At 50.9% G+C, this 17,864-nt stretch carries 15 protein-coding genes; 6 read left to right on the top strand and 9 right to left on the bottom strand.

What is annotated here, in order from left to right:
• Positions 1–165 precede the first annotated feature (165 nt).
• Both GNP95_RS14700 and GNP95_RS14695 read right to left on the bottom strand, forming a co-directional pair.
• Positions 166–2,079: an LTA synthase family protein gene (locus GNP95_RS14700; RefSeq protein WP_155611622.1), complete on the bottom strand. Its 1,914-nt coding sequence runs from the start codon at positions 2,077–2,079 to the stop codon at positions 166–168.
• Positions 2,080–2,205: 126 nt separating this feature from the next.
• Entirely contained in the window at positions 2,206–3,060 is an 855-nt protein-coding gene (locus GNP95_RS14695) for a helix-turn-helix transcriptional regulator (protein WP_155611621.1), read from the bottom strand.
• A 121-nt stretch (positions 3,061–3,181) separates the two neighbouring features.
• Between GNP95_RS14695 and fabF the strand changes: the two genes are divergently transcribed.
• Entirely contained in the window at positions 3,182–4,420 is a 1,239-nt protein-coding gene (gene fabF / locus GNP95_RS14690) for a beta-ketoacyl-ACP synthase II (protein ID WP_155611620.1), read from the top strand.
• Positions 4,421–4,515: 95 nt separating this feature from the next.
• On the opposite strand, the gene GNP95_RS14685 is transcribed toward fabF, so the two are convergent.
• The 3 genes from GNP95_RS14685 to GNP95_RS14675 all read right to left on the bottom strand — a co-directional run bounded on the left by GNP95_RS14685 (position 4,516) and on the right by GNP95_RS14675 (position 6,798).
• On the bottom strand, positions 4,516–5,409 hold the full coding sequence (locus tag GNP95_RS14685) for an aldo/keto reductase (RefSeq protein ID WP_155611619.1): 894 nt from the start codon (positions 5,407–5,409) through the stop codon (positions 4,516–4,518).
• A gap of 295 nt (positions 5,410–5,704) precedes the next feature.
• Positions 5,705–5,917: a TM2 domain-containing protein gene (locus GNP95_RS14680; protein ID WP_330163457.1), complete on the bottom strand. Its 213-nt coding sequence runs from the start codon at positions 5,915–5,917 to the stop codon at positions 5,705–5,707.
• 134 nt (positions 5,918–6,051) lie between these two features.
• Positions 6,052–6,798, bottom strand: coding sequence for a protein-glutamine gamma-glutamyltransferase (locus GNP95_RS14675; protein ID WP_330163456.1), 747 nt, complete (start codon positions 6,796–6,798; stop codon positions 6,052–6,054).
• 329 nt (positions 6,799–7,127) lie between these two features.
• Here GNP95_RS14675 and GNP95_RS14670 point away from each other — a divergent pair, with 329 nt between their 5' ends.
• From GNP95_RS14670 to GNP95_RS14660, 3 genes are read left to right on the top strand one after another with little or no spacing between them, the layout of a single operon-like run.
• A complete protein-coding gene (locus GNP95_RS14670; RefSeq protein ID WP_155611618.1) occupies positions 7,128–8,321 on the top strand; it encodes an MBOAT family O-acyltransferase in 1,194 nt (397 codons plus the stop codon).
• A 44-nt stretch (positions 8,322–8,365) separates the two neighbouring features.
• Positions 8,366–9,511 carry a DUF1574 domain-containing protein gene (locus GNP95_RS14665; RefSeq protein ID WP_230873827.1) on the top strand — a complete coding sequence of 382 codons (1,146 nt, stop codon included), beginning with the start codon at positions 8,366–8,368 and terminating at the stop codon, positions 9,509–9,511.
• Complete coding sequence (locus tag GNP95_RS14660; protein ID WP_155611616.1) at positions 9,492–9,677, top strand: hypothetical protein; 186 nt, start codon at positions 9,492–9,494, stop codon at positions 9,675–9,677. Before GNP95_RS14665 ends, GNP95_RS14660 begins: the two co-directional genes overlap by 20 nt.
• A gap of 589 nt (positions 9,678–10,266) precedes the next feature.
• On the opposite strand, the gene GNP95_RS14655 is transcribed toward GNP95_RS14660, so the two are convergent.
• Together GNP95_RS14655 and melA are read right to left on the bottom strand one after the other, a co-directional pair.
• A complete protein-coding gene (locus GNP95_RS14655; protein WP_230873826.1) occupies positions 10,267–10,827 on the bottom strand; it encodes a DUF559 domain-containing protein in 561 nt (186 codons plus the stop codon).
• Between the two features lie 269 nt (positions 10,828–11,096).
• Positions 11,097–12,395 carry an alpha-glucosidase/alpha-galactosidase gene (gene melA / locus GNP95_RS14650; protein WP_330163455.1) on the bottom strand — a complete coding sequence of 433 codons (1,299 nt, stop codon included), beginning with the start codon at positions 12,393–12,395 and terminating at the stop codon, positions 11,097–11,099.
• 253 nt (positions 12,396–12,648) lie between these two features.
• Here melA and GNP95_RS14645 point away from each other — a divergent pair, with 253 nt between their 5' ends.
• Complete coding sequence (locus tag GNP95_RS14645) at positions 12,649–13,491, top strand: AraC family transcriptional regulator (RefSeq protein ID WP_155611615.1); 843 nt, start codon at positions 12,649–12,651, stop codon at positions 13,489–13,491.
• A 55-nt stretch (positions 13,492–13,546) separates the two neighbouring features.
• On the opposite strand, the gene GNP95_RS14640 is transcribed toward GNP95_RS14645, so the two are convergent.
• Both GNP95_RS14640 and GNP95_RS14635 read right to left on the bottom strand, forming a co-directional pair.
• Positions 13,547–14,668, bottom strand: coding sequence for an RDD family protein (locus tag GNP95_RS14640; RefSeq protein ID WP_155611614.1), 1,122 nt, complete (start codon positions 14,666–14,668; stop codon positions 13,547–13,549).
• A gap of 118 nt (positions 14,669–14,786) precedes the next feature.
• Complete coding sequence (locus GNP95_RS14635) at positions 14,787–15,671, bottom strand: AraC family transcriptional regulator (protein WP_155611613.1); 885 nt, start codon at positions 15,669–15,671, stop codon at positions 14,787–14,789.
• A gap of 230 nt (positions 15,672–15,901) precedes the next feature.
• Here GNP95_RS14635 and GNP95_RS14630 point away from each other — a divergent pair, with 230 nt between their 5' ends.
• Entirely contained in the window at positions 15,902–17,509 is a 1,608-nt protein-coding gene (locus tag GNP95_RS14630) for a glycoside hydrolase family 43 protein (RefSeq protein ID WP_155611612.1), read from the top strand.
• Positions 17,510–17,864 lie beyond the last annotated feature (355 nt).

Here is a 17,864-nt window from a genome sequence, read left to right as displayed (position 1 = left end):
CTTAGGAACTCTAATTTTTTCTTATAAATGCATAATTCGCCTGTCGGGACAAGGTATTTGCCTTCTGCCTAAATAGGCGCCTGCAGCCTAAAAAAATTAAAAAACACCTTCCGGGGCGCCAGTCCCGAAAGGCATTTTTCAAATAAAGCGGAAATAAAGATATCATCAACGGCGTTTTGGCAGCAGCTTCACATATTCGTCCGACAGCTTCATAAGCGAGATCACGTACTCATAATCCTGGCGATACCGGGCGAAGTCCGCAACAGGCTCCAGCGTTTTGATCGATACGGCTTGTCCGTCCTCAAAGCCTTGTCCGGGAGTAAACATAATTTCATCATTGAAAAAAGAGCCCGTCGGCAAATAGTAACGTACGCCAAACACGTTGCGGTCAATGTTCAGCAAATCCTGGCCCAAAGCGGTAAAACCTTCCTCATCCAGGGAGACCCCCAGCAAATTGGCAACGGTCGGCAGCATGTCGACCTGCCCACCCGCCCGCTCCGCCACAATGCCGAGCTCCTTGCCGGGCACATGGATGATCAGAGGAATGTTGAACCGGCTGACCGTATCATCATAAGGAATGCCCAGGTTTGCCGTGATCTCCTCCTTGCTCGTCTCATGAGGCTGAAGGCCGAAATGGTCGCCGTAGAACACGAGCATCGTGCTGTCCCATAAATCAGCTTCCTTCAACTGCTCCATCAGTTGGCCTATGGCGTAATCTGTATAATGAATGGCATTGATATAGTTCCCCAAATTCGTCCCCTTAAGCTTGTCCGGCAGCTCGATTTGCTGGAACGATTCCGGCACGATAAATGGCGAATGGCTCGAGGTCGTTACGAACTGGGCGTAGAACGGCTTATTCCGCGCATGTAGATCTGCCAGCTTCTCCACGCCGACCCGGTACATTTCCTCATCCGACGCCCCGTAGTCGTTAAAGTGATCGTTATTGAAGGCAGACTTGTCGTAATATTGGTTAAAATGAAGCGCTGGGTACAGCTTGTTTCGATCCCAGAACGTGACCTTGTTGATATGGAACGTATTGGCCGAATACCCCCGTTCCTGCAGCAGTCTGGGCAGGCTCGGCAGCTCGCGGTTGCCATAGCCGGTAGACATCGCCACCGCTGCGGTCGGATAGATGGAGGTATTGAACATAAATTCGGCATCCGACGTATTGCCCTGTCCGATCTGCTGATATACATGCGGAAAATAAATGCCCTCTTCGGCCAGTTTATTTAATACCGGCGTAATCTCAGCCCCGTTATCCAGCTTTAAGTGGATCGGGAAGTTTTGAAAAGATTCCATCTGGATCACGATCAGGTTCATCCCTTGAGCGATCCCAAAATAATCTGGAGCTGCAGCGGCATCTGCTTTGGTTCGGTAAGGGTAGCTGCTCTGCAGCTTGGCGATATTGGCCCGCGTCTGTTCGATGTTCCCCTCTGCGATCATCCGGTCCTCTGTCCGATCGTTGACCGCGGCGACAACCTGATAGTTCAGAAGTCCAATCTTCTCCGCCCGGACGATCTCATTGTCGATCTGCTTGCCCTCAAGCACATAGTATACGGAAGAGACTGCGCTGATTAGCAGCAGCCCGGCCACGGCTGAATTCCATGCCCATTTCCGGCTCTTCTGCTGATCGGTGAAGAACGTGTGCACCACGCCTCTTCGGCGGCGATTGACCGTTCGGACGATTTGCCAGCCTGCGGCAAGCACAAAGTCCGCAAAGAACAGAAACTGTTCTGGCCGCAGCAGCGCGCCAACGCTGGCCCGCACTTGGGGAACCTGGTTCAACCCGCTTAAGACGGCGTACGTCGGCACCGTTCCGAAATGGGCGAAATAGAGAGCCGATGAGAAGAACAGGAAGGAAAATACCGCATTAAGGCTCCAAAATACAACTCCTTTACTTTTAGCTGGCGTCACCAATTCTACAAGGCATAACAACCCTAGTACGGACAACAATTCCCCAGGCAGGCCGGCCCAGGCGATATTGCCGAAAAAGAACGTCCGCAGCAGCAGCAGCTTGAGAACGAGCAGCGTCCCGGTCACGACCAGCTTCGATTTGTACCATGCGTTGATTCGATCCATATTCTATCCTTTCCTTTACCGGTATATCTAGTAAAACTACTTGCCTATACTTATCTAAACAGTGCATTGAACATTATAACATCCATCAAAGGGATCTGGTAATTTATGGCCACTAGAGGCAGTCGTTCATTCCTGCTTCTCCATCAACTGGCGCAGCTTGTACTCCGTAGAAGTTTCCGGAGCAGGCGTGTAAATACTGCAGCGCAAATCCACGTTTCCATGCACCTGCAGCGATGTAAGCTGAAAATGCATTTTGCCCCCTTTTGCATGCCTGAACTCCAGAATAACCTCTGGGGCTGAGCTGACCTCGCTTTGCTCCCACAACTGATTAAAGTCCGGGTGAGCCGCCTTCATCTCGCTCAGGAAGCGTTCATACCATTGATCCTCCACGTACTGGCCATAGTAGGCGCGAAAAATCGCCAGGAATCCCCGCACAAACTGCTCCCAATTGCCGGCCAGCCTGCGGAATTCCTGCCTTGTGAACAGCAGGGAGATCATGTTCCTTTGCTCCACCGGTATCTGTTCAAAGTCAAGGAACACATGCGAGGCCGCCTCATTCCAGCCGACGATCTGGCATTTTCGGTCAGAAATTATTGTAGGACAGTATTTTAGCTCATGCAAAATTTTCTGCAAAGAGGGACTTATTTCCGGCTGCCCCTCTTGCGGCAGCTGGCCTGCCAGAACCTGCCCTACACCGGTATCCATAGCAAGGGCATACAAGTAACTGCGTTCATCCCGGGTCAACTGCAGTGCCGCTGCAATGTTATCCAGCACGGAAGCGGAAACTTTGATGTCCCTCCCCTGCTCCAGCCAGGTGTACCAGGTCGTACTCACGCCCGCAAGCTGAGCGACCTCCTCCCTGCGCAATCCAGGTGTTCTGCGCCGCCCCCCCGCTGGCAGCCCAACCATTTGGGGAACGATCTTGGCCCGGTGCGTCTTCAAGAATGCGGACAGCTCCTGCAATCTTGTCTCCTGCTTCATCCCCTGCTCCTCCTAGCCAAACACTTAAAGTGGTACTGATTATACTATAATAATCAACAACTTGTAATAGGATAATACATGTGACACAATAGCTCCCATAACAGCTCTAAAGGAGGTTCACATGGAAAGAGTTGCAATAACGGGACTGGGCGTCATTTCGCCGCTCGGCAATCAGGTGGAGTTGTTCTGGAATCGCCTGATTCATGGGGAATCAGGCATTTCTCATATTGATACTTTTGATACGTCCAGGCATAAGGCGAAAATCGCCGGGCTGGTGCGAGACTTCGATGCCGAAGCGTTGCTTGGCCGCAAGGAAGCGCGGCGGATGGACCGATTCTGCCAATTCGCGCTGGCAGCCGCCGATCAGGCCATGGCCGATGCCGGACTCGATTTGGAGCAAATCGACAGGGAGCGCATGGGAGTATATGTCGGCTCCGGCACAGGAGGGATCGACACCCTGCTCGAACAGAGCAGGCTGCTGCAGGAACGGGGGCCCGAGCGGATTAGCCCGGTGCTTGTTCCGATGATGATCTCGAATATGGCCGCGGCGATGATCAGCATTAAATACGGAGCTGCCGGGCCTACGCTGTCGCCGGTCACCGCCTGCTCGATCGGGAATACGTCGATCGGGGAAGCGTATCGCCTCATCGCCTCCGGCGGTGCCGACCTCGTCATTGCTGGAGGGACGGAGGCGGCGATCACGGACATTTCCGTCGCCAGCTTCGGCAACGCCACCGCGCTCTCGACGCGCAATGACGAGCCTGCCAAGGCAAGCAGGCCATTTGATAAAGACCGGGACGGCTTCGTTATGGCGGAAGGCGCCGGCATCCTCATCCTGGAGTCGCTCACCCATGCCAAGCGGAGAAAGGCCCGCATCTATGCCGAGGTGATCGGCTACGGTGCGACCTCGGACGCATACCATATTGTCGCAACCCACCCGGAGGGCGTCGGCGCTTATCGGGCGATGAAGCTTGCGCTCAAGGAAGCGGATATCGCGCCTCAGGATGTGGATGTAATTAGCGCCCATGCTACGAGCACCGAGGTTGGCGACTGGTCGGAGACGAAGGCTATCAAGAAGCTGTTCGGGGAGCATGCCGGCCGTATTCCAGTAACGGCCAATAAATCGATGACCGGCCATATGCTTGGTGCGGCTAGCGCCGTCGAAGCCGTGGCCCTCGTCAAATCGCTGGAGCAGGGCATCATTCCGCCTACGATCAATCTGGACGACCCCGATCCGGTTTGCGATCTGGACTATGTGCCTCACGCGGCGCGGCAGGCCAAGCTGCGCATTGGAATATCCAATTCCTTCGGATTTGGCGGCCATAACGCGGTCATCGTCTTGAAAGGCTATGAGCAATAGCCTGCAGCCCAATATCGATGATCGATCGTTTGGCAATAAATAAGCCCCGCCAGCACAATGGCTGGCGGGGCTTATAGTATTTATAGTATATATCGTTATTCTACCAAATCGGCTGCACCCGCATTGGATGCCACTTGTCCGGGGTTTTTGCAGCCGGGAATGACCGAGCTTACGACCGGGTTCTTGAGGCACCAGGCCAATGCCCATTGCGCCATGTCTACACCGGCCGGAACTTCCTCCCGTTGAATCCGCTCAACCTCCTCCAGCTTGCGGCGAACGTCCTCTGCATCCTTACGATGCCGCACATCTGTTGCATCGAATTGGGCGCCAGGCTTATATTTGCCGCTCAAGAAGCCGCTGGCCAGCGGAACGCGGGCTAGCACCCCGAGATCCTGACGTTCACAGGATGGGAAGACGCGCTTCTCCGGCACTCGGTCCAGACGGTTATACACAACCTGAATTACCTTGGAATTCACCTGGCTTGACGCATCGGTCTGGTGCAAATTGTCATTGCTCCCGATCGAGGTACCCAGGTGACGTATTTTGCCCGCTTGAACCTGCTTGTCCAGCATCGTCCACAGTTGATCGTTATCGAATACAGCATCCGGCCCCGAGTGGAACTGGTATAAATCGATATAATCCGTTTTCAGCGCTTTTAGCGAAGCATCCAACTGCTTCAGCACATCCTCGGCGTCAAATACATCGGTTCGGGTAAACCGCTCATGGAAGTGATGGCCGAACTTCGTCGCAATGACCCAGTCCTCCCGCTTGCGCCGGCTGATATAATCGCCGATGAACGACTCCGAGAGATGGTCGCCATAGCATTCTGCTGTATCGATAAGATTGATGCCGCATTCCTGGCCTTTATCGAGGATCGCATCGACCTCATCCTGATGGAACTGCATTCCCCACTCACCGCCAAACTGCCATGTTCCGATGCCGATGACGGATACGTTCAATTCCGTTTTGCCTAGTCTCCGATACTTCAACCTGATCCCTCCTTAAAGTAACTGGCCGCCGATCCGCATTGCCTGTCAATGGGCCAGTCCAACCTTCTTTCGTCCACATTGTACACTTGCCAGCGCTGCAAAACAAATCCAAAAAAACAATTGGCGGACAATTGAACCAATATGCCGCTGGAACCGCAAACCAAAGCGACCGCACCCTGGCCTGTATGCCAAAGCGCGGTCGCTCTGCTTGTACGTATGTCCTATAAAAGCGCCGCATTAAGCAGCCAGCGCTATGTAGCCCGTACAGACTGTCCGAACTGTCCTATGTATGAACCTAGGCCTTGATCGTTCTGCCGTCGCTGTCTTTGAAGCTGCCTACAGCGATAAGAATAAAGTCGATTAATGTCCAAATTCCGAGCCCGCCCAAAGTAAGCAGCATGACGATTCCCGTTCCCACCTTGCCTACATAGAAACGATGAACTCCTAGAGAGCCCAGAAAGAATGCTAGCAGCAGTGCAGCCACAAATGATTTGTCACTTTTTTCCACGGTTTTTCCCCCTACAACAATAGTTTTTCCTAACTTATTATCGGTATAACATATGCCTCTATTAAGGTCTAGAAAAATATTTTATATTATGAAGTTTATTTGTATTTTTGTTAATAATTGTTTTATTCTGTCGATTAAGAGTGGGATTCTTCCCGTTCTTGAAGCCGCCGGATATATTCAAAATCCGGATGAACGACCAAATCCGACAGATAAGCAGAGGTCGAGCTTCCAGACTTTCTCCGCCCATTTAATGCATTGATGATGGCGTCAGCCGATTTAATGCCCAGCCCATGGCCGAAGTACAGATGATCATCCAATAATATGGCGTTCTCTCCCTGCCATTCCGGGGTTTCCGGATTGAAATCCGGGTTCTCGAAATAAACGACGTCTCCGGCTGCAGCCTGCGGGGTGCGGGTCAACTGAAGGTCGCTGTCATACTGCCAATCATAGAGCACCAGCTGATTAAAATGACGATTGAAGGCTTTATCGCCAATCGTATCCAACACACCTTTATAGAGGATGACCACCATAGCCGTCGCGCACTCCATGGCATACCTCCCGCCATTATTGAAGATATCTCTGATTGCGTCCGATGGCAGCACTTCCTCTCTAAGCCGAAGGCCTCCATTAGGCATGCGGGTCCAAAAGCTCTCGTTGGCTCTTGAATTTTTGAAGGTTGCGAATTGGGCACCTCCCGCGTGAAAATCCCTAGCAGCCTGTACGATCGCTCCTCTCATCGCCAGTTCAAAATCCAGCGCCTCTGGCGAGCGGTACGTATAAACGACCTGAGTCTGTCTCTTCTGGGCAATAATGCTCCGGTATAATTCTGACGATGCAAGCTGGTCGAGCCGGCCAGCCCTCATATTGAACGTAATAATCACGGCCCCACCTCCTAGGCGATTTACTCGTATTGTATGCCGGGCGGGGTATTTTTGTGCATATCTATCGGCAGCTCGCAAATCCTGGAAACTTTTTCTCCGGAAAAGCGTCTAATTTTATAGACCAAAGGCAGGAGCCATTTTTTATACCAAAAAAGAAGGATTCACCGTGTAAATTGACGAATTTTGTATACTGGTGCCTGATCATCTTTCAGATAATTGGAGCATTTAGCGAATTTTGATATAACCGGATGCGCTAATGTTGTGCTATCATGAACAAGCAGTAATAGGAGAGACAGTATACAAACTTTGGATGGTGGAATCAGAATATTATGATTTATACGGACTGGATATACTGGCTGTTCGTGCTCGTGGCTGTCGTCACGTATCACATTATGCCGCATCGAATCAGACCCTGGGTGCTGTTCGCCGCAGGCGTCACCTTTTATTATTACTACGCAGGCTCCTACCTGTTCCTGCTGCTGGCGGAGGTCGTCATCGCGATCCTCATCGTCAAAGCCGCAGCCAAATGGAGTAAACGCTGGATTTACCCCGCTGCGATCATCGGGGTCATTCTCGTGCTCGGCTACTTCAAATATACAAATATGCTGCTGGATACGCTGAACGACCTGTTCGCATTCATGCAGCAGCCTTTTTTTCCGAAGGCCGAACAAATCGTTCTCCCCTTAGGAATTTCATATTTTACGTTTGAGCTCATTCATTACCTGGTGGAACGCAAACGCGGAAATTTGCCGGAGCACAGACCGGAAGGATTGCTGTCGTTTATCTTCTTTTTCCCGACGATGGTAGCCGGCCCGATCAAGCAATTCCAGGTGTTCTACCCGCAGATTAAAGCGAAGTTCCATATCGACCATATCCTGATCGGGATCACCCGAATCGGGTTCGGTATGTTCAAGAAGCTGGTGCTGGCCGGAACGATTGATTTGCTCGCCCAGCCGGTATACTCTAAAGCCGGAATTGCCGGCGCGGATACCGGAACTCTATGGATTTCGCTGATCGCCTATACGTTTGTCATTTATTTTGACTTCTCGGGTTATTCAGACATCGCGATCGGTACGGCACGACTGTTCGGTATTGTCATTCCGGAGAACTTCCGGTTTCCATACCTGGCCCGCAGCATCGCCGAGTTCTGGAACCGGTGGCATATCTCACTCGGCTCCTGGCTCACGCGTTATGTGTATTTCCCGCTCGGGGGCAGCCGCGTGCCTGCTCCAAGAGTCTATCTGAACCTGATGGCCACGATGACCGTGTCGGGGCTCTGGCACGGAGCCGCCTGGAATTTCGTCGTCTGGGGAATGTTCCACGGCGTCATGCTGTGCATCCATCGCTTCCATGTGAAGCAAATCAAGCCGAAATTAAAGCCCGTTCCGAATTGGCTGAAGCCGGGAACAACGGTAATCGCCATTCTGATCACCTTCTTTGGCGTGACGATCAGCCGGGTATTCTTCATTCTGCCGATCGTCGACGGATGGGATCTCATGCTTCGCTTGCTGGGCTTACGCTAAAATAGCTTAAATGAAAGTGAGGATTACCAATGTCTAATTTATTTATGAACAAGACGGTTACCGTCATGATGGTCTCGCTTGCGATCGCGGGCTTGATCGGTATCAGCGACGGGGCAAGCCCGATTGTCGACCATATGAAGGAAGACGTCGTGACTCACGCGAAGAAGGAACTGCGTGTGCCGGCTTACGACTCCATCGTCTATACCCCGCTATGGATCGAATATTTAAATGAGCAGCCGGATAACGGGAAGCAGACGGTCGGTATTTTCGGTCCTTCTACCGTTTACGGCACGACTGTCATGAAGGGAGCCAATACCTCCGCCGGGGTGATGCAGGTTCATCTCAAGGACAAACAGGTGCTCAACTTTGGCCTGACAGGCGGCAGATTTACAGAGACCTACGCCGTGCTGGCCTCAATTATCGACAAGGTCGATTATGTCGTCTATGAAATCAACTATGGGATTGCCGTCGTCTCGGATAACGAGTCTAACGTAACGGTGTATCCGTCTCTCATTACGAAATTGGATCAGAACATTCCGCGGAGCTGGCTGAACGATTTTCCCGATAAGAACCGCCAGTCGCTTCCAAGCGACATCCATAACTGGGCGACGTCCCATTTTCTGAGCAATTGGAACCTGTACCACGATCGCGATGTGATTAGCTACAAGCTGTTCAAAACGCGCACTCCGATGGAGAAAATCCGCCGGGAAATCAAGAGCGAGCTGGACAAGAAGAACGGCGTAACGCCGAGCTATGCTCCGATGTACACCGCATTCGATAAAATGCAGGACAAACACAAAGAAGAAATCGAAGAGCACTTCAAAAAACTATACACATGGAACAAACCGTTCAATAAAGATGACAGCTTCGGCTTGTTCATGATTGAGAAAACGCTGGACCTACTGCAGGAGCATAACAAGAAGGCCGTCTTCTACTCGGCTCCGCTGGATAAAGAGCATCTCACCAAGAAGAAGCTGCTGAACTGGGAAGATTACAATAAAGTGATGGGAGCCTATCAGGAGCTGATCGAGTCTAGAGGTTATTCCTACATCGAATTCAACAAAGGGAAGGATAATACGATTCCGCATAAATTTTATCGCGATCCGTCCCATATGCTGGATGAAGGCAACAAAATGTTCGGCGAAATTCTCTATAAGAAGTTGACGCAATATGGAATTACAAACTCGTAGCGCCAAGCTCGCCAAGACCAAAGCCAACCGCCTCAGCCATCGGATCGGCCGAGCACTGATGATGCTGGGAACAGCGGTCGGCGGAGCCATTGTCATTATAGCTATCGTGATCGGCGTCTTATTCTTCTCCGGCGAGACGCAGGAATTCATCTATATGAACTTCTAGCATGAACTTAGGCGTAAATCATCTTGTTCGCGTTTTAACATGTAAGTCTGCGTTACCATAGCGGCTATGGGCTTCCTCGCTCGTTATTGAGCAAGGGAGCCCTTTTATCTGTTTGGGTGTTGTCTGGATGGTGACAACGGCTAGTAGAACTGGTGACATTAGGATAGTCTGATAGCGATGATGGCAGTGATGACGGGTATGACTAGATTAGCGAGGTATCTAGATATAGATGCATTTCATACAGTTAGTTCACCGAGTTTTGCCGAGTTGGCGGCAACTAACTGTAGAACCTACACTTAGTTTGAGATAAATATGACGATTCAACCTAATTCAGCCAAACTAACTGCATGATCTGCATTTAGCACGATTGCTTTTTGATAAAGGAGGCTAATTAGTTGTATAAAATGCATGTAGTACCCGGATTCATCCTCAACCCCGGTAACCAGACTAACATATCTAGATAAAACTAACATGCCCCATGCACAAGCATGCCTAAGAACAAGCATGACCACGTACAATTACGACCACGCACAAGCATGATTACAGTTTCGTACAAGCATGGCCAAATACGGCCAATACCGATGTACGGCTAATTAAGCCCCCTGTCCAACCCATCAATCCCTTGCCTCGTTAATTCATAGTACAAAATGCGTTGTCCTGTCCCGCGATAGGCCGGCTTTAGCCAACCCTTCTGACATAGTCGCTTCAAATGGCCGAGCGCGGTGCGATGGTTGATCGAGAAATGTTCCGCGATATCAATCGGACGAATTGGTCGGGCTAGAAAGATAGCGTAGCGAATGATCTCTTGATCCGCGAAAAAAATCCGTTCCACCTGCTTATTCGACGTTTCGAATCGGCTCAGCACCATACGCAGCAAGTAAATGCAGACTGCCGGCTGATACGCCACATCATCGGAAGCGAATGAAATAACTTGAAATCCCATACCGGCCAAAAACGCTTCCCGCTTGAGTTCGTTGCAATACTTTTTGCGATCCATGTTGGTAACATGCTCGCCAAATCCCTTAATTTCGATCACCAACCGGCTTAACATCGGATCAAAGACATAATCGGCAAAATACGACCTCCCGCGCCAATCGAGCACTTCGTATTCAGAATGAAGGCCATCAAAACCTCCTTTTAATGGCACCATACATTGTCTGCAAAAAGAATCTCTCCATGTCCATGCCCTCTTTCCAGCCTGCTTTTTCGCTCACCGGTTCGACGGCCCAAATGGCTCTGAATAAATGCTGTGTGGGCTTCCTGAAAACTCATCATCACAGACAGCTCCTCCTACTCCACCGAATTTTAAAATAAAAAAACGCCCCCAAACCACCTAAAAGTGATTGAGGACGTTCTTCGCCAATTGTTCAAATAGTACCAGGGTTTACCAGCCACCGTCAATAGTTAGAGGTGAAGCCACTATTGAAACTTCGGCAGCCAGTCTCCATGGGCTTCGATCAAGTCGTCACACATCGCCACGATGTCGTCGATCGAGAGCTCTGCAGCTGTGTGCGGATCAAGCAGTGCCGCATGATAGATATGCTCCTTCTTTCCGGTAACCGCCGCTTCGATCGTCAGCAGCTGCGTATTAATATTCGTCCGGTTCAATGCGGCAAGCTGTGGCGGCAGCGCTCCGACATAGGTCGGCGTAATGCCCGAAGCATCGACCAGGCACGGCACCTCGACGCAGGCTTCCTGCGGCAGGTTGGTAATCAGGCCTGTGTTCATGACGTTGCCCCCAATTTTGTACGGACGGTTCGTCTCCATCGCCTCCAGAATATATGAAGCGTATTCCAGACTGCGGGTATGCTCGATGCTTTCGCTGGCAAACAACCTTTCCCGCTGCTCCTTCCAGCCTTCAATTTGAGCTATGCAGCGCCGCGGATACTCATCCAGCGGAATATTGAAGCGCTCGATCAGCTCGGGATAATTACGTTTAATAAAATACGGATGATATTCAGCATTATGCTCCGAAGATTCCGTGACATAGTAGCCGAAGCGCAGCATCAGCTCAAAGCGCACCATATCATGGTGGCTCTCCTTCTGCTTCTCGGCGGCCAGCCTGCGGATTTCCGGGTACAGATCCTTGCCGTCCCGCTTCACCTCCAGCAGCCAGGCCATATGATTGATCCCGGCTATCTTCGTCTCCAGACCTTCCTCGCTCAAGCCAAGCGCTCCAAACAGTTCCGGAATGCATTTCTGGACGCTATGGCACAAGCCGACAGTCTTGATTCCGCCCACTGTATTCATGACATTCGTCAGTACCGCCATCGGGTTCGTATAATTTAAGAACCAAGCATCCGGACATACCTCCCGCATATCCCTTGCGAAGTCGAGCATCACCGGAATCGTCCGTAAGTTGCGGAATATGCCGCCGATCCCCAGCGTATCGGCAATCGTCTGCCGCAGTCCATATTTTTTCGGGATTTCAAAATCGGTAATCGTGCAAGGGTCGTATCCCCCCACTTGAATCGCGTTAATGACATACTTCGCGCCCCGAAGCGCTTCCTTCCGATCGCTGTAAGCCTTTACAACACAGGTACTGCCGAGCGATTGCTTCATGCTGTTGAGCAGGTTCTCCGAATCCTTTAGCCGCTCCATATCAATATCAAATAAAGCGAGTTCAAAGCCCTGCAGAGATTCGGTCAGCATGACGTCTCCAAGAACGTTTTTGACAAATACCGTACTTCCTGCGCCCAAAAATGTAATTTTAGCCACTGCTCCATCGCCTCCATCATTCGTTAAATGTAACTTAACTATATGCGCAAAGCAGTAGACTGAACATGGTTCATTCTCACTTAAACATGTCATAATCCCATTTACTAACCTGTTTCCTTCGGTTGTATTCAATGTCATACCTGTTATAATGCATGTAACATGCATTAACAAGCGATCGGCTATTCACCGTCATGCAGCGCAATACACGGTGCTGCATACGGCGAGTCGGTACGGAAAGAGGGAAAACAGCAAAATGAGCCGTATCAACATCGTTCACTTTAACGAAACCTTTCAGAGCCAAATGGATCTCAGCCTGCTATTCTTTGGCATGGAGGAATGCCTGTCCGGCCATGCCTGGGGTCCCGGACTGCGCGACTGCTACATTATCCACTACGTCCTTGAAGGTGCGGGGCGGTTTCATCTCGGCGGCCAGACCTATGAACTGCAATCTGGTGATGGCTTCCTTATTCCTCCCGATACCCTGGTCCACTATGAAGCTGACAAGGCCAGCCCATGGACATATTCCTGGATCGGCTTCAGAGGGCTCCATGTCAAATCCTTGCTGCAGCGGGCCGGCCTCTCCCTGGTCAGCCCTATTTTTCAAACAAACAGCCGCCTATTCAAAACCTTCTACGACGATCTCGCAGCTGCCCGCTTGGAACGCGGCGGGGACGTTCTGATTCAGAGTATCGTTTACCGCATGATGGCCGAACTGATTTCCTGTTCACCGGATGCCGCGCTGGAGCCTAAGGCCTCCCACTCCAAAGAAGTCTATGTGAGCAAAGCCATTGAATGGATTGAGCGGAGCTACAGCCAAAAAATTACCGTCATGGACATCGCCCGTTCCGTCGGGCTAGACCGGACTTATTTATCCGGGCTGTTCAAGACACAGTTCGGCGTCTCTTTGCAAACCTTTTTGCTGGAATATCGGATGAACCGAGCCATCGAGCTGCTCCGCAACCCCGAGCTTACTATCAGCGATGTATCGCGCTCTGTCGGCTATACCGACCCGTTTCTGTTCTCGAAAATGTTTAAAAAGGTGACCGGCCACTCGCCCAGATCCTCCAGAAAGCGAGGGGAGAGCTATAAAAAATAACTGCCCCAATAGGTCATATATTTTGACCTTGGGGCAATCCTGGCTGAAGCATAATTTATGTATCGCCGCTCGTTTCCTTGAAGGTAGCTATGGTTGCGCGAAGCTTAGACCGGTCTTCCTCGTAATACCGTTTTTCCGTAATGGCGATGACTTCATGAAAATGCTCCGGTGTAGCTACAAATGCCGCAATATAAATGTAATCATCTCCGTCGACCTTCTCCCGGTAGGTCAATTCGTAAGCCTCATCGCCGTTTATTCGGGTCATCCGGTCCTGGATAACGGTCGTCGCTGCACCCAGCCTTTCCTCCTTCATGGCTAAGTAAAAATCCTCTAGCGTAACATCCGCATTAAATTCCTCTTTTGGATATGTAAATACGACAATACCTTTACTGCCCCAATAATTGGATATTGCCAGATTCGCGTCAATCTCTTTGATTGTCGAAGAATCACGCTTTAACCCTAATCCATCCGTTATTTGAAACTGACCATCTTCACTTCTATGTACAACGCTTGCCGGCTTAGACTCCGGATAACCAGTTATGGTCAAGGCAATCACGTTCGGTATTACTGCCAGGCAAATAATGACGGAGAATATCACCGTAAGCGTAATTTTGGCCCTGCGGCTCGGCTCCTTGAACTTTAAATCCGACACTTTTAACACATATGTATTGGCGGCCATATCCCCTAGACGCTGCTTCTTCTTTGTGGCCAAAGCGCATATTCCCGCAGGTATGGCCCCAAATAACGCAGGATTCGTCTCGACCAGGCGGAGCAGCGTCCGAATCAAGGACTTAAGCAATCCCGGCGGCCTTCCATCCTCTCTAACAGCCTGAATGCGGACAATGAATTTTCCCACTGTGAAGCCCGTAAAGCCTTCAAGCAAAAGATGATACAGCAGCAGGAAACCCATAAATACCGGGGCCAAATACGGATTGTTAAAAGAGAGCATCGTAAAGAGAATCCCCACAAAAGTAACCAGGTCTATCATCGTAGCGGCCCACCGTCTAAAGACGATGCCAGATCCGTAGCTGCGGGCGGTCGCTTCTACCCGCGAATATTGCGGCTCTGGAGGAACTGGCGGACCATTGTAATTTCTCCATGGAGGAGGCCCAGGAACTGGGGCTTTGAAATTCGGGTCCGAACTGGGGCTCGGACTAGGGATTTGGTTCTGATCCAACGGAAAAATCACTCCTTACCGATTTATGGGTCAATCCTATTGAAATGCCAAACAGTAAGGAGTATATGTTATTTTTTTACTGCTGTAAATATTAATTCCTGAACCACACATAAAAGCCCTAATTATGAAACCGCCCCCGGAAATGGCTTGGCGATTCTCCGGTCCAACGCTTGAACTGGCGGCTGAAATGGGCGATATTCTTGTAGCCCAGCCTATGCGAAACTTCCTCGATCGTTAGCTCGGGATCCATTAGCAGCAGCTTGGACTTCTTGAGCATCAAGTTGGACATATACTGCCGCGGGGACACGCCAAATACCGATGTAAACATCCGGTTCACCGAAGAGGGGCTGTAGCCTACTGCCGCAGCGATCGACTCAATCGTCTCCATGTCCCGGCCATCGCGGGTGCCTTCCGCTGTTTCATCCACGGCTTGCTCCAGTAAAGCAGCAACCTCGGAAGCGGTCTGAGACATCCGCGAGGGCGGAGCATCGCCGTCCCGCCTGCCAAGCGTGCCGCTAATTCCCGCAAACAGCTCGAACAACGCAGACAATGCTGCCATGCGGGATTCTACGCGGACCACAGCCTCCTCCGACGTAAGAGCGATCAGCTTGTCCAGCGCAGGGCGGATCGCTGATGCCAGTTCGCTTCCCGCAGCATGATAGCAGGCTTCGTTGCGATATAACAATTCGCGGAAGGCCCTTTCATCCACGTCAAAATGCACGCAATAATACGTCATCTCCTCTTCGCCGAGCACCCGGCTTTCATGCACGTCATCCGGTCCGAGCAGGAGCAGATCACCCGGCTGCTGCACATAGACTGTTCGATTGACCTTCATTTCCTGCGTACCGGACAGAACTAGATTGACCTCGAACAGGGGATGCTTATGGGAAGGATACTTCCAATCCCGGTCGACCGTGCGCCAGTGTGCGGCAAATACGCGGAAGGTGGATTCCATATCGGGCAGCATCATTTCTCTTCTCATGCGATCGGTTTTGATCTCCATAGCACCAGACTCCTTTACAATCATTCCTCACAGCCGACAAATTTAATTGATTTGGGTAAAAAACCACATACAATGGATATGGGAAGCTTCATATAAGATTGATACAATATAGTTATTGTAACATAGATATAGTGCCCGTATGCCATTTGTGGAAATGGGTAATTTATCTGTGTGAACCTCAATTATTCGACTCCCATCTTTTCCAAATAACCTATAAAGGAGCAAAAGGCATGGCTATCATTCAAAACCCGATTTTGACGGGCTTCAACCCGGACCCGAGCATTTGTCGTGTTGGAGAAGACTACTATATTGCCGTATCCACCTTCGAATGGTTCCCAGGCGTGGGCATTTACCACTCGAAGGATTTGAAGAACTGGCGGCTGGTAACGAGACCTCTGAACCGCTTAAGCCAGCTCAACATGATGGGCAATCCGGATTCCGGCGGAATCTGGGCACCTCAGCTGTCCTACGCGGACGGTCAATTCTGGCTCATTTACACGGACGTAAAAGTGACCGAAGGCCAATGGAAAGACTGCCATAACTATCTCGTGACCTGCGATACGATCGACGGCGAATGGTCCGAGCCGATTTATTTGAACAGCTCCGGCTTTGATCCATCGTTGTTCCATGATGAGGATGGCAAGAAATATCTGGTCAACATGCTGTGGGATCAGCGCGTCGGCCATCACAGCTTCTATGGCATCGTACTTCAAGAGTACAACGCCAGTGAGAAGAAGCTGGTTGGCAAGCGGGAAGTTATTTTCAAAGGAACCGATATTAAACTAACGGAAGCGCCGCACTTGTACAAAATCAACGGCTACTACTATTTGTTGACGGCCGAAGGCGGCACCAAATACGATCACTGCGCAACGCTTGCACGATCCAAAAATCTGCGCGGCCCTTACGAGGTACATCCGGATAACCCGCTGATCTCGTCATTTGCCGTACCGCGCAACCCGCTGCAAAAGGCAGGACATGCCTCGATCGTGCAGACGCATACCGACGAATGGTTCCTTGTTCACCTGACGGGAAGACCGTTGTCCCGGGAAGGGCAGCCATTGCTCGACCCTCGCGGCTACTGCCCGCTGGGCAGAGAGACGGCTATTCAGCGCTTGGAATGGAAGAACGACTGGCCTTACGTCGTGGGCGGCAATCAGCCTTCCCTGCAAATCGAAGGGCCTAACATTCCGGAAGTTAAGTGGGAGCCCGATTTCCCGGAGAAAGATGATTTCGACAGCGACAAGCTGAACCTCCACTTCCAGAGCCTGCGGATTCCGCTCGGCGAGAATATCGTTTCGCTTACTGACAAACCAGGTCATCTGCGTCTGTACGGCAAGGAATCGCTGACGTCCAAATTTACGCAGGCGTTCATTGCTAGACGCTGGCAGCATTTCAACTTCACGGCGGAAACTAAGGTTGCGTTCAATCCGACGACATTCCAGCAGTCTGCCGGGTTAGTCAATTACTACAACACCCAGAACTGGACCTCCTGCCAAATCTCCTGGAATGAGGACAAGGGCAGAATCCTGGAAATCGTGGCATGCGACAACTTTACGTTCTCTGCACCGCTGCAAGGCAATGAAATCACGATTCCCGAGGACGTCCAGTACGTGTACCTGCGCGTAGACGTTGAGACTGATGTGTACCGTTACTCCTATTCGTTCGATGGAGCCAATTGGACTGTCATTCCGATCAACTTCTATTCTTACAAGCTGTCGGACGACTACATCCAAGGCGGAGGCTTCTTCACAGGAGCATTCGTGGGCATGCAGTGCCAGGACACTTCCGGCCAGAACGAGCCAGCCGACTTCGACTACTTCGTCTACAAGAACAATTAATGTGAACAACAGGCCGTCCAAGGATATGTGTATCCATGGGCGGCCTGTTTTGTGGTTGATCACTCTACTCGGCTGGTGTGAGGTTAGCTCGTTGTCTGCGGTGTGTCCGTGGTTACTCACAACTTTCAGTTGGCTGCCCGTTGTTACTCGTTGTCTATTTGTGGTTCGACTCCCCACTGAATCCTTACGGACACAAGAGACGCTATTCTCCCCAAAAAAATACTGTCCCAACCCTAACGGACACCAGGGACTCTATTTGCCTTTAATCGTCTTTTTTACGTGACTTTTAGGCACAATAGGGGCTCCTGTGTCCGTTAGATCTGCAAATCCGCCAATGCTATAGCGGAACCAATGA

The organism is Paenibacillus woosongensis (genome assembly GCF_009725165.1).
Taxonomy (GTDB): Bacteria; Bacillota; Bacilli; order Paenibacillales; family Paenibacillaceae; genus Fontibacillus; species Fontibacillus woosongensis.
Note: the sequence above shows the minus strand (reverse complement) of the source record. Positions and strands in the feature narration are given on the sequence as shown.